The organism is Accumulibacter sp., assembly GCF_023806565.1.
In the GTDB taxonomy this organism is placed as follows: Bacteria; Pseudomonadota; Gammaproteobacteria; order Burkholderiales; family Rhodocyclaceae; genus Accumulibacter.
Genome location: NZ_JAMTDV010000109.1, coordinates 1 through 12,708, shown reverse-complemented (window position 1 = coordinate 12,708; position 12,708 = coordinate 1). Strand labels below are relative to the sequence as shown.

Below are 12,708 nucleotides of genomic sequence, written 5' to 3'. Positions count from 1 at the left end.
TTCTGCGACGAGGACAGGCCGACGTCGTCGGCAATCGCGATCACCAGACCGCCGACGACACCGGTCAGGGTCATCGTCATCAGCGTGTCGGAGGCGACGTTCATGCCCACGTGCTTCATTGCGCAGAAACTGCGCGAGCCGGCCATCGATGCACCGAGCGCGACTTCGAGCGAGACCTTTTCGTTGACCGACCACTCGCTGTAGATGTCCGGATAGCCGGCCAGTTGCTCGAGCATCTCGGTCGAGGGCGTTCCCGGATAGGCGGCCGCCACCCTCGCTCCCGCTTCCCACACGGCGCGCGCCACCGCTTCGTTGCCCGACATCAGAAGCCGGCCGGGCGCTGCCACCTGCCTGGTTGACATCACGGCTGCTAGCGACATCGCCTCTCCTCGAAAAAAGCCGTGGACAAAAGCCAAACCTTAGCGGCTCGCGGGCAGGGTCACGTTGACACAGATCAAGTTCTCCCGGGGCGATGCTCGGCGTGCTTCGTCGAATCGAGGCGAGAACGGAACTGGCGGTTCTGCCTCGTCACTCGCGCAAGGTGCCCGTTACGACAGCAGGCGGTCGTGGTGATCAGCCGACGCTTGCCGAGTTTCGGTATCATTGGGTCCTGATACGAAAATGCGCGGCTGTGGTTTCGGTCGACCGAAGCTCACGGCAAGAGGAATCGCCAAGTGATGCAAGTTTCGCGTTTCATTCTCGCCTTGGTTGTGGGCCTCGGTCATGCGAGTGCACGCGCCAACATCTATGGCTACATCGATGAGCAGGGCGCGGCGCATCTGGCGACCGAAAAGGTCGATTCGCGTTATCAGCTCTTTCTGCAAGGCAGGCAGATCGATTCGTCCGACCTGGCGACGATCGGCCCGGCGAAGCCCGAACTGCTGCGCTACCTGTCGCAACATCCGAACGTGAAGAAATTCGAGCCGCTGCTGAAAGCGGCAAGCGAACGATTCGCCGTCGATGCGGCTCTCCTGAAGGCGGTGATGGCCGCCGAGTCGGGCTTCAATCCCGACGCCGTTTCCCCGAAAGGAGCCATCGGTCTGATGCAGGTCATGCCGGCGACGGCGGAACGCTATGGTTTGCAGGGCGACAAGGGCAGGACCATCGAACAGAAGCTCGCTGATCCCGAGACGAACATCCGTCTGGGCGCACGCTACCTGCGCGACTTGCGCCGGATGTTTCCGCATCGGCAGGAGTTGGTGCTGGCTTCGTACAATGCCGGCGAGGGCGCGGTGCAGCAATACGGCAACCAGATTCCTCCGTATCCGGAGACGCGCAATTACGTGCAACTGGTGACACAGATTTACCAGTTGTACCAACCCAAGGCGGCGACGGGAAGGCTGCCGGCAACGGTATCCAGCGGCCGCGGGTACAACGCCAGGCGGATCTACATGACGATTCCCGGGCGCCGCAATCTACCGGACGCGTCGCTCGCCAGCAACCAGTGACCCTTGTGCTTCAGCCGGCTCCGAGCGCCAGCGCCAGTCGGTAGGTGACGAACGAAGCCGCGTAGGCGAGGCCGAACAGATAGCTGGCCATGACCAGCGGCATCGTCCAGCCGCCCGTCTCGCGCTTGACGGTCGCCAGCGTCGACAGGCACTGCGGCGCGAAGACATACCAGGCGAGCAGCGACAGGGCGGTGGCGAAACTCCAGTGCTCGGCAATCAGGGGCGCCAGCGCCTGTGCCGTGTCCTCGCCCACCGCCGACAGCGCGTAGACGGTGCCCAACGCGCTGACCGCGACTTCGCGAGCCGCCAATCCCGGTACCAGGGCGATGCTGATCTGCCAGTTGAAGCCGATCGGCTCGAAAATCGTTGCCATCGCCTGCCCCAACATTCCCGCCAGGCTGTACTCGATGGGTGCTCCCGTCGCGCCTTCCGGCGGCGACGGAAAGCTCGCGAGAAACCACAGGACGATGGTCAGGACGAGAATGATGCCGCCCACCCGTCGCAGGAAGATCGCGACCCGCTGCCAGATGCCGATGCCGAGATTGCGCAAGGTCGGCCAGTGATAGCTGGGCAGTTCCATCATCAGTGGTCGCACCTCGCGCCCGGCAGCGGTAAAGCGCTTGAGCGCCCAGGCCACCGCCAGCGCTCCCACGATGCCGGCCAGATAGAGGATCAGCAGCACCAGCCCTTGCAGTTCTATCGCTCCCCAGATCTCCCGCTGCGGCACGAAGGCACCGATCAGCAACGCGTATACCGGCAGCCGGGCGGAACAGGTCATCAGCGGTGCGATCATGATCGTCACCATGCGGTCACGCGGGCTGGCAATGGTCCGCGTCGCCAGGATGCCGGGGATCGCGCAGGCGAAACTCGACAGCAACGGAATGAAGGAGCGTCCGCTGAGGCCGACCCCTCCCATCAGGCGGTCGAGCAGGAAGGCAGCGCGCGGCAGGTAGCCCGACTCTTCGAGCAGGAGGATGAAGAAGTAGAGGATGACGATCTGCGGCAGGTAGACGAGCACTCCTCCGGCGCCGGCAATGACACCGTCGACGATCAGGCTCTTCAGCCAGCCATCGGGGAGAATGCCGCCGACACCTTCGCCAAGCGCTGCGGTCGCCGCCTTGATCAGCGCCATCGGTGCCTCGGCCCAGGCGAAGACCAGCTGGAAGACGACGAAAAGGATCGCTGCGAGCAGCAGTGGCCCGATCACCGGGTGCAGAACGAAGCGGTCGATACGATCGCTTGGCGTATGCGGGACGATCTCGTCGAGCCCGAGGTTTTGCAGGATACGGCGCACTGCGACATGGTCGGACTCGCTGCCGTGCGCGTGGCCTGCGCTCGATGAATCAAGGGTGGTCTCCGCCGCGGATGCCGAGCGCCAGGTCTGTTGATCGTCGAACAGCGCGAGCAGGGGTTCGGCGCCCGACTGGCGGATGGCAACGGTGCTGACCACCGGCATTCCGAGTTCGGTGGCGAGTGCTTCGGGAACGATGCCGATGCCGCGCTTCTCGGCCAGGTCGGCCATGTTGAGAGCGACCACGCAGGGCAGGCCGAGGCGTTTGACCGCCAGCGCCAGGCGCAGGTTGCGGCGCAGGTTGGTGGCGTCGACCACACAGACTACCAGGTCCGGTCGCTTCTCGCCGGGAGCACGGCCAAAGAGGACGTCGCAAGTCACGCGCTCATCCGGCGAGCGCGGATAGAGGCTGTAGGCGCCGGGCAGATCGAGAACGCGCAACGTTTTCCCGGCGGGTGTCGTCAGGCGTCCTTCCTTGCGTTCGACGGTCACTCCGGCGTAGTTGGCGACCTTTTGCCGGCTGCCGGTGAGCAGGTTGAAAAGCGCGGTCTTGCCGCAGTTCGGGTTGCCGACCAGCGCCAGCAGAGGACCACTCGGATGAAAATGGATGACTGCCTGGTTCATGCTGCGTCCTCCGGTCGGCCGGCAGCTTCGACCGCAGCGACACGAATGCAGGCAGCCTCGGCACGGCGCAGGGCGAACTTCGACTCGGCGATCCGCACCACCAGCGGATCCCCGCCCGGCAGAGCACGCGCCATCAGCAGCACGCGCTCACCGGCCACGAAACCGAGTTCCTCGAGCCAGCGTGCCCACTCCGGCGCGGTCGCCGGTGCCTGAATGTCGCGTACCGTGAGCGGCTCGCCGATCGTTGCCAGATCGAGCGTCCGATCGGAACGTGCAGTACTGCGTAGTGTCATAAAGAGACTCCGGTTTGCGGAAAGGGACGCGGAACAGCATGCGCCGGTCACTGCCATGCCGTCATTTTGTTGCGAACGATTCTTATTGTACATGAGAACGATTCGCAAAAGGAAAAAGGATTCCTCCGGCAGTTGTGCGGTTCGCAAGGAATGCGGCGCAGCAAGGTCCTGCGCAACTCGTCGGCAAACGCGGACGATGCGGTGGCGTCCGGTCCAGGCATCTATTGCGCGATATAAAATTGCATTTTACAATGTGGTAAAGATTGATTGCTGCGCTGCGGTACCATGCGGCGCGGCGAGGGTTTACCCTGTGCGTTGCCGTTCTTCGCGGCGCGCAGCAAACCACCATTCACTTCACGATTCTGCAGATCAGGAGACCAAGTCATGGCAGCTTTGCCCGAAAACGCGCTGTCCGCCAGCATCGACGATGCGGACCCGCAAGAAACCCAGGAATGGCAGGATGCGTTGAGCGGCGTAATCGAAAGGGAAGGTGCCGAGCGCGCCCACTTCCTCATCGAAGGCCTGATTGCACAGGCACGGCAGGCGGGGGTCGATATCCCGTACAGCGCCACCACCGAGTATGTGAATACCATTCCCGTTGAACTGCAGCCCAAGTACCCGGGCGATGCCGACCTGGAAATCCGGATCCACAACTACATCCGCTGGAACGCCATGGCGATGGTCGTTCGCGCCAACAAGAACAGCAACGTCGGTGGTCACATCGCTTCCTTCGCCTCGGCTGCTGCGCTCTACGACGTCGGATTTTCGTGGTTCTGGCACGCGCCGAGCGAACAGCACGGCGGCGACCTGATCTATTTCCAGGGACATTCGGTTCCCGGCGTCTATGCGCGGGCGCACCTGCTCGGGCGGCTGACCGACGAACAGATGGACTGTTTCCGGCAGGAAGTTGACGGCAAGGGGGTCTCGTCGTACCCGCACCCGTGGCTGATGCCCGATTTCTGGCAGTTCCCGACGGTGTCGATGGGTCTCGGGCCGATCCAGGCGATCTACAGCGCGCGTTTCATGAAATATCTCGACAGCCGCGGTTTCATCCAGGCTGGCGACCGCAAGGTCTGGGCATTCCTCGGCGATGGCGAGACCGACGAAGTCGAGTCGCTGGGAGCCATCGGCATGGCCGCGCGCGAGAAGCTCGACAACCTCATCTTCGTGATCAACTGCAATCTGCAGCGTCTCGATGGTCCGGTGCGGGGCAACGGCAAGATCATTCAGGAACTCGAGGGCACTTTCCGTGGCGCCGGGTGGAACGTCATCAAGCTGATCTGGGGTACCAACTGGGACGCGCTTTTCCAGCGGGACAAGAAGGGCATCCTCAAGCAGCGGATGATGGATGCGGTCGATGGCGAGTACCAGACCTTCAAGGCCAAGGACGGCGCCTACGTCCGCGAGCATTTCTTCAATACCCCGGAACTCAAGGCGCTGGTCGCCGACTGGACCGACGATCAGGTCTGGTCGCTGAACCGCGGCGGGCACGACATCTTCAAGATCTTCAGCGCCTACAAGAGCGCCGTCGAGCATCGCGGCCAGCCGACCTTGATCCTCGCCAAGACGATCAAGGGCTACGGCATGGGTCAGGCCGGCGAAGGGATGAACATCTCGCACCAGCAGAAAAAGCTCGATTACGAGGCAATCCGGCGCTTCCGTGACCGTTTCAGTCTGCCGGTGCCGGACGACCAGATCGCGGACCTGCCGTACCTGAAGTTCGCCGAGGGTTCGCCCGAACTGAGCTACATGCGGCAGCGGCGCATGGACCTGGGCGGCTATCTGCCGAAACGCCGGCGAACGGCAGCGCCGCTGGAAATTCCCGAACTTTCGGTTTTCGACTCGCTGCTAAAGGCTTCCGGCGAGGGGCGCGAAGTGTCGACGACGATGGCCATCGTCCGTTTCCTGAACATTCTGCTCAAGGACAAGAAGGTCGGCCGGCACGTGGTTCCGATCGTCCCCGACGAATCACGAACCTTCGGCATGGAAGGCTTGTTCCGCCAGATCGGCATCTGGAATCAGGAAGGACAGAAGTACGTCCCCGAAGATCACGACCAGTTGATGTTCTACAAGGAGTCGAAGGACGGACAGGTGTTGCAGGAGGGAATCAACGAGGCGGGCGCGATGAGCGACTGGATCGCCGCCGCCACCTCCTATTCGATCCATGGCGTGCAGATGATCCCGTTCTACATCTGCTACTCGATGTTCGGCCTGCAGCGCACGATGGATCTCTGCTGGGCGGCGGCCGACCAGCGCGCCCGCGGTTTCCTGATCGGCGGCACCGCCGGCCGCACGACCCTGAACGGCGAAGGGCTGCAGCACGAAGACGGCCATTCCCTGGTTCTCTCCAGCCTGATCCCGAACTGTCTGAGCTACGACCCGACTTTCTCCTTCGAGATCGCAGTGATCATGCGCGAGGGGATGCGGCGGATGTACCAGGAGCAGCACGACGTCTTCTACTACATCACCGTGATGAACGAGAACTACGAGCATCCGGAGATGCCGGCCGGCGCCGAGGGCGACATTCTCAAGGGGATGTACCTGCTGCGCCGTGGCCAGTCCTCGGATACCAACCCGGCCGCGCCACGCGTACAACTGCTCGGTTCGGGAACGATCTTCCGTGAAGTGATCGCGGCTGCGGACCTGCTGAAGAGCGACTGGGGAGTCGATGCCGACCTCTGGGGCTGCCCGAGCTTTACCGAACTCGCGCGCGACGGCAACGACGTCCAGCGCTGGAATCTGCTCAACCCGACGGCCAAGCCGAAGCGGTCGCACGTCGAAGCCTGCCTTGGTGACACGCGTGGACCGATCATCGCGGCCACCGACTACGTGCGCATGTTCGCCGAGCAGATCCGTCCCTTCCTCGATCGTCGCTACGTCGTCCTGGGTACCGACGGCTTCGGCCGTTCGGATACGCGCGAGAAGCTGCGCCACTTCTTCGAGGTCGACCGTCGCTGGGTCACCATCGCGGCGTTGAAGGCACTTGCCGACGACGGCAAGATCGACCGCAGCAAGGTCGCGGAGGCGATCGCCAAGTATGGCATCGACGTCAATAAACCCAACCCGGCGACGGTCTGAGGGAGCCCATCGATGACTCAATTGATCGAAGTAAGAGTTCCTGACATCGGCGATTTCCACGATGTGCCGGTGATCGACATCTGTGTCAACCCTGGCGATGTCGTCAAGCTCGATGATGCGCTGGTGACCCTCGAATCGGACAAGGCGACGATGGATGTGCCGTCGTCGGCGGCTGGCGTCGTCAAGGAGGTTCGCGTTCAGCTCGGCGAGAAGGTTTCCGAAGGGACGATCGTCGTCATTCTCGAAGCCGCCGCCGCGGCGACCGCACCGTCGGTCGTCGCGCCGGCTGCCGCCGCTCCGCCTGCCGTCGCTCCGCCCGCGGCGGCCCCGTCCGCCGCTGCGAAGATCGAAGTCGTCGTTCCCGACATCGGCGATTATCACGACGTGCCGGTGATCGACGTCTGCGTCAAGGTGGGCGACACGGTCAAGGTCGACGACGCGCTGGTTACACTCGAGTCGGACAAGGCGACGATGGACGTACCATCGACGGCGGCTGGCGTGATCAGCGAAATCCGGGTCAAGCTCGGCGACAAGGTGTCGGCCGGCAGCATCGTCGCGGTACTCGCTACGAGCGGGGCGGCCGCCGCTGCTTCGGCTGCGGCGAGTGCGCCGGCGGCCACGAGCGCGGCGCCGGCCAGTGCGCCGACCAGCGCCCCTCCTGTCGCAATGGTCGCGGCAGCGTCGCCGGCGGTGGCGCCGACGCCGGGCCTCGCGCTCGGTGCACGCACGCACGCGAGCCCGTCGGTGCGTCTGTTCGCGCGCGAACTCGGCGTCGACCTGAGCCGGGTCACGCCGAGCGGTCCGAAAGGCCGCATCCTCAAGGAAGACGTGACCGGCTACGTCAAGGGCGTGCTGACCGCGGCGCCGACAGCGGTGGCTGCTGCCCCTGCGCTGGGCGGCGGTCTCGACCTGCTGCCCTGGCCGAAGGTCGATTTTGCCAAGTTCGGCGCCGTCGAAGTCAGGCCGCTGGCCCGCATCAAGAAGATTTCGGCGCAGAACCTGGCGCGCAACTGGGTGATGATCCCGGCGGTCACCTACCACGAGGATGCCGACATTACCGACCTCGAGGCCTTCCGCGTTGCGATGAACAGGGAGAACGAGAAGTCGGGCCTCAAGATCACCATGCTCGCCTTCCTGATCAAGGCCTGTACCGTCGCGCTGAAGAAGTTCCCCGAGTTCAACAGCTCGCTCGACGGCGAGAATCTGGTGCTCAAGCAGTACTTCCACATCGCTTTCGCCGCCGACACGCCGAACGGCCTGGTGGTTCCGGTGATCAGGAATGCCGACCAGAAATCGGTTGCCGAGCTCGCTGTCGAAAGCGGCGAACTTGCCCGGAAAGCGCGCGACGGCAAGCTCACCCCGGGCGAAATGTCGGGCGCCTGCTTCACCATCTCCAGTCTCGGCGGGATCGGGGGAACGGTTTTCTCGCCGATCATCAACGCGCCGGAGGTGGCGATCCTTGGCGTGAACAAGTCGGTGATGAAGCCGGTTTGGAACGGCCGCGAATTCGTGCCGCGCCTGACCCTGCCGCTCTCGCTGACCGCCGACCACCGGGTGATCGACGGCGCTGCCGCGACTCGCTTCAACGTCTACCTCGCGCAACTGCTCGCCGACATGCGGCGCGTGCTGCTCTGATCGGGAGAGCGAACCATGAGCCAGATCATTGAAGCAAAAGTACCCGACATCGGCGACTTCCACGACGTACCGGTGATCGACATCTGCGTCCAGGTGGGTGACCAGGTCAAGGTGGACGACGCGCTGGTCACCCTCGAGTCCGACAAGGCGACGATGGACGTTCCGAGCAGCGTCGCCGGAGTCGTCACCGAGGTCAGGGTCAAGCTCGGCGACAAGGTTTCCGAAGGCGCGGTCATCGTCCTCATCGATACTGCCGGGGCGGGCGCGGCAGCGGTCTCCGCTGCCACAGCGCCCGCCGCACCGTCACCTGTCGCCCCACCGGCACCGCAGGCGGCGCCCGCGATCACCGGTGGCGCCGACGTCGAATGCGAAATGCTCGTCCTTGGCGCCGGTCCCGGGGGCTACTCGGCGGCGTTCCGAAGTGCCGATCTCGGCATGAAGACCGTGCTCGTCGAGCGCTACGCGACGCTTGGGGGCGTCTGCCTGAACGTCGGCTGCATTCCCTCCAAGGCGCTCCTGCACATCACCGGAGCCATGGAGGAAGCGCTGCACCTGGCCGACTGCGGAGTCAGTTTCGGCCCGCCCGGGATCGATCTCGACAAGTTGCGCGCGTACAAGGCAGGCGTCGTCGGCAAGCTCACCGGCGGACTGGCCGGCATGGCCAAGGGGCGAAAGGTGGAGGTCGTGCAGGGGGTTGGCCAGTTTCTCGACCCGAACCACATGCAAGTGGCGCTGGCCGCCGGTGGTACCAAGGTCGTCCGGTTTCAGAAGGCGATCATCGCCGCCGGCTCGCAGCCGATCGCGCTGCCGTTCATGCCCGACGACCCGCGCATCGTCGACTCGACAGGCGCACTCGAGTTGCGGCAAGTTCCCCAGCGCATGCTGGTCGTCGGCGGCGGCATCATCGGCCTCGAGATGGCCAGCGTCTATTCGGCGCTCGGAGCCCGCATCACGGTGGTCGAACTGCTGCCAATCCTGATGCCGGGTGCAGATCGTGATCTGGTCAAGGTTTGGGAGAAGCACAATGCCCATCGCTTCGACCGCATCCTGCTCCAGACCGGGGTGGTCGCAGCTGCGGCCACTGCGGAGGGAATCGAGGTCACCTACAGCAGTGGCGAGAAAGAGTGCTTCGACCTCGTGCTGGTCGCGGTCGGGCGCGCGCCGAACGGCAGGAAGCTGGCGGCCGACAAGGCTGGCGTTGTGGTCAATGAGCGCGGCTTCATCCCGGTCGACGCGCAGCAGCGGACCAACGTGCCGCACATTTTCGCCATCGGGGATATCGTCGGTCAGCCGATGCTTGCCCACAAGGGCGTGCACGAGGGGCACGTCGCCGCCGAGGCGGCTGCCGGCAGCAAACGCTGTTTCGACGCGCTGCAGATTCCGTCGGTCGCCTATACCGACCCGGAAATCGCTTGGGCGGGCAAGACCGAGGAACAGTGCCGGGCCGAAGGAATCCAGTTCGGCAAGGGACTCTTTCCCTGGGCGGCGTCGGGCCGCGCCTTGGCCAACGGGCGCGCGGAGGGCTTTACCAAGCTGCTCTTCGACGAAGCGACGCACCGCGTGATCGGGGGCGGCATCGTCGGTCTGAATGCCGGCGACCTGATCGGCGAAGTCTGCCTGGCAATCGAAATGGGCTGCGACGCCGCAGACATCGGTCACACCATCCACCCGCACCCGACGCTCGGCGAATCGGTGGGGATGGCCGCCGAGGTATACGAAGGCGTGTGCACCGATTTGCCGGCAGTGAAGAAGAAGTAAGCCCGGCGAGTTCTGGTTGTCCCCTGACGCCGCCGCACGGGAAGTGCGGCGGCGTACTTTTTGTGCGCCCGGCATGGGCGGACTCTTGTGGATGAAAGTCCCACCGTAAGTTGATCACAACGAACGAAGTGAACCGCAAGTGCCTGAGGGCGACCGATGGTAGGAAGGAAGCGTGGAGCGAAACTGCGAGCCGATGGACAAGAATCGGATAGAAGGCGCTGCCGAGCAGGGCGAGCGGGGAAAGAGACCGCGAAGCTCTCGTGATCAAGGCGGCGAAGTGGCGTAAATTCGGCGGCTGTGCAGGGAAGGAGTGCGTTCTTACCTGGGGAGTTCTCGCCTCATGGCTGAAAGGCCGACGAGGACAAGCCGGAGCGAGAAGTCAGCAGAGGCCATAGTAGCCGCCGGTAGTGGGCGAAGGGCCGAACGAGCAGGAGTGCCGACGGCCATCTCGCTCGGAAGTGCAATGCATCAGAAGCTCGGGCGACCGGGGCGCAAGGTGGGAGGGCGAGGTGAAGCCAGGCCCGAAGCGTTGCGTGATGAAGCACGGCCGGCGCGACAGGGACTCGAAGGTTCAGGGCGAGATGACCTGCTCACGCAGGCGCTCGCAAGCGCGAACATGGTGAATGCGGGGAAACGCGTCAAAGCCAATCGCGGCAGTGCTGGGGTGGATGGACAGACGATCGCCGAGACGGCGGCGTAGCTGAGAACGCACTGGCCCGGAATTCGGGAAGCATTACGGAACGGCAGGTACCGGCCTAAGCCGGTGCGGCGCGAAAAGATTCCGAAGACCGGTGGCGGGATGCGGGATTTGGGGATTCCGACGGTGACGGATCGGCTGATGTTGCAATGGATCGAGTGGTACGGATTTGGCGAGAGTTCGGAGCCACCTGCCAACAGGTACGGGAAGCGAATCGATTTCTCGGCCAAAGCGGGGCACAGCGTGATTGCAGGACTCGACTTCGTCGTGGCATTGTGCTTCCGCATGCCTCGGCGGCGGTGCAATGGAAGTGCTCTTCTTTTGTGGCCGTGGCCATGGGGACAGACTACGAAACGGACGTGGTGGCCTGGGCCAGCGAGCAGGCTCGGCTGATCCGTGCCGGGCGTTTCGATCTGCTGGACCGGGAACATGTCGCCGAAGAGATTGAAGATGTGGGAAAGAGCGAACAGCGCGAGTTGGCCACGCGTATGGCGGTCCTTCTGGCTCATCTCCTGAAGTGGCAGCACCAACGCGAGCGCGGAGGTGCAAGCTCGGAAGTGACGATCAGCAGTCAGCGACAGCGAATAGTCCGTCGCCTGTACAGGACACCGAGTCTGCGCGGCTGCCTCAATGACCCGGACTGGTGGGCCGATGCCTGCGATCTGGCCAGCGCCGAGACGGGAATCGGGATAGACAAGCTCCCGCGCAAGTGCCCTTGGGCGACGGCAACGGAAGTGCTCGATGAAGGCTGGTTGCCAAATGGGTAGCGGCAGGGCTATGGGCGAGGGGGGGTGCGGTGATTGCGCTGGACTGCAAGACCCCGTGTTTTTTCAGCTTGGGGTCACGCATTTCAGGTCATCGGTTGGGTCGAAGGTGGCGAGGCCGATGAGCAAGAGACCGAAAAACAGAAACGGGAGCCCGGCTCCCGCTTCTCAATGTTCCAAGTCCGCTTTCAGGCAACAGCTTGCCGGCGCCGCATACCCAATCCAGCCAGCCCGATGCCAAGCAATGCCAGCGACGCGGGCTCGGGTACTGCCGCGTTCAGGACGATGTTGTCGATGTTGCTGTCTGCACGGTCGATGGTGACCCGAAGCTCATCGATCGCAAATCCACCGACGCTGGGTGCGAAGGTGCTGAAGGTTCCATTATTGGTCAGCAGCGCCGTCGAAGCCAAGAACTGGCTGATTCCTCCAAGCAGTCCTTCGACAGTTCCGGTGCAGGAACTCGCTGCGCCTATCCCGCAACCAAAATCAACACTGCCGAGCGAGAAAAGACCGCCAGTGACCTTGATGAGCCCGACGCTCGTCGAGTCATTCCAGATCGAGGGCACCGGATTGCCGAAGCCGTGAGCCTCCAGCCAATGCGTCGTGACCGCAGTGACGAGGTATCCGGCCTCCGTCGTCGAAGCGAAGGGATCTCCGTTTGCGCCAACCAGCGAATCGAATGTGATTGTGGCAGCGCTCGCCTGCGTGGCGGCGGCCATAGCCAGCGGCATAGCCGCCATGAGTAGAGACTTCTTCATTATTTTTCCTCGAAACGTTACGGTGAGATTTCCGCATAAGAGGTAAAGCAAATTTCGTGCCACAAAATTATATGTTATATGAAACAATTAGGTGCATCGGATTCGTGATTCGCCAAGGGAGCATGTGTAAGAAATGTCGACACGTCGATCGGGGCCGCGATGATCGGATGGCCGGTGATAGGCGTCGATTACCAGTGCGGAGTTTCGTAGAGTGTCGTGATCGAGGGTGCCGGGTGGTGATGGGCGCAAGCAAGGGGGGCTGCGCAAGGCGTGCGGTGGATGAAAGACTTCGGCACGCAGGGACTCAAGCGCCGCCATCAGCTGGCAGGGCGCTCGTGGCAAGCGTGTTTCAGGGTGATTCC

The 12,708-nt window shown here is 63.5% G+C and carries 10 protein-coding genes and 1 pseudogene; 6 read left to right on the top strand and 5 right to left on the bottom strand.

The window, feature by feature from the left end:
* Positions 1-380 (bottom strand): annotated as a pseudogene (locus NFV80_RS12200) (indolepyruvate ferredoxin oxidoreductase); the annotation flags it as partial.
* Between the two features lie 297 nt (positions 381-677).
* Between NFV80_RS12200 and NFV80_RS12195 the strand changes: the two are divergent.
* Positions 678-1,448, top strand: a complete 771-nt coding sequence (locus NFV80_RS12195; RefSeq protein WP_296758810.1) for a lytic transglycosylase domain-containing protein — start codon at positions 678-680, stop codon at positions 1,446-1,448.
* Positions 1,449-1,458: 10 nt separating this feature from the next.
* Here the strand turns inward: NFV80_RS12195 and NFV80_RS12190 are convergent, their stop codons facing one another.
* The 3 genes from NFV80_RS12190 to NFV80_RS12180 form a co-directional block, all read right to left on the bottom strand.
* Positions 1,459-3,363: a ferrous iron transporter B gene (locus NFV80_RS12190; RefSeq protein WP_296758807.1), complete on the bottom strand. Its 1,905-nt coding sequence runs from the start codon at positions 3,361-3,363 to the stop codon at positions 1,459-1,461.
* Entirely contained in the window at positions 3,360-3,656 is a 297-nt protein-coding gene (locus NFV80_RS12185; RefSeq protein ID WP_295328154.1) for a FeoA family protein, read from the bottom strand. The genes NFV80_RS12190 and NFV80_RS12185 overlap by 4 nt, the downstream gene beginning before the upstream one ends.
* Before the next feature lie 221 nt (positions 3,657-3,877).
* On the bottom strand, positions 3,878-4,042 hold the full coding sequence (locus tag NFV80_RS12180) for a hypothetical protein (RefSeq protein WP_295328153.1): 165 nt from the start codon (positions 4,040-4,042) through the stop codon (positions 3,878-3,880).
* On the opposite strand from NFV80_RS12180, the gene aceE reads away from it, so the two are divergent.
* From aceE to NFV80_RS12155, 5 genes are all read left to right on the top strand, one after another.
* Entirely contained in the window at positions 4,041-6,734 is a 2,694-nt protein-coding gene (gene aceE, locus NFV80_RS12175; protein WP_295328152.1) for a pyruvate dehydrogenase (acetyl-transferring), homodimeric type, read from the top strand. The genes NFV80_RS12180 and aceE overlap by 2 nt on opposite strands.
* Before the next feature lie 12 nt (positions 6,735-6,746).
* The gene (aceF, locus tag NFV80_RS12170; RefSeq protein WP_296758803.1) at positions 6,747-8,369 is read left to right on the top strand and encodes a dihydrolipoyllysine-residue acetyltransferase; all 1,623 of its coding nucleotides are present in this window, start codon (positions 6,747-6,749) and stop codon (positions 8,367-8,369) included.
* A gap of 15 nt (positions 8,370-8,384) precedes the next feature.
* The gene (gene lpdA / locus NFV80_RS12165) at positions 8,385-10,127 is read left to right on the top strand and encodes a dihydrolipoyl dehydrogenase (RefSeq protein ID WP_296758800.1); all 1,743 of its coding nucleotides are present in this window, start codon (positions 8,385-8,387) and stop codon (positions 10,125-10,127) included.
* 463 nt (positions 10,128-10,590) lie between these two features.
* Positions 10,591-10,827, top strand: coding sequence for a hypothetical protein (locus NFV80_RS17475; RefSeq protein WP_295328149.1), 237 nt, complete (start codon positions 10,591-10,593; stop codon positions 10,825-10,827).
* A 332-nt stretch (positions 10,828-11,159) separates the two neighbouring features.
* Positions 11,160-11,591, top strand: a complete 432-nt coding sequence (locus NFV80_RS12155; protein WP_296758797.1) for a DUF29 domain-containing protein — start codon at positions 11,160-11,162, stop codon at positions 11,589-11,591.
* A 185-nt stretch (positions 11,592-11,776) separates the two neighbouring features.
* Here NFV80_RS12155 and NFV80_RS12150 read toward each other — a convergent pair whose 3' ends face one another.
* Positions 11,777-12,346, bottom strand: coding sequence for a PEP-CTERM sorting domain-containing protein (locus NFV80_RS12150; protein ID WP_295328145.1), 570 nt, complete (start codon positions 12,344-12,346; stop codon positions 11,777-11,779).
* Positions 12,347-12,708: the final 362 nt, after the last annotated feature.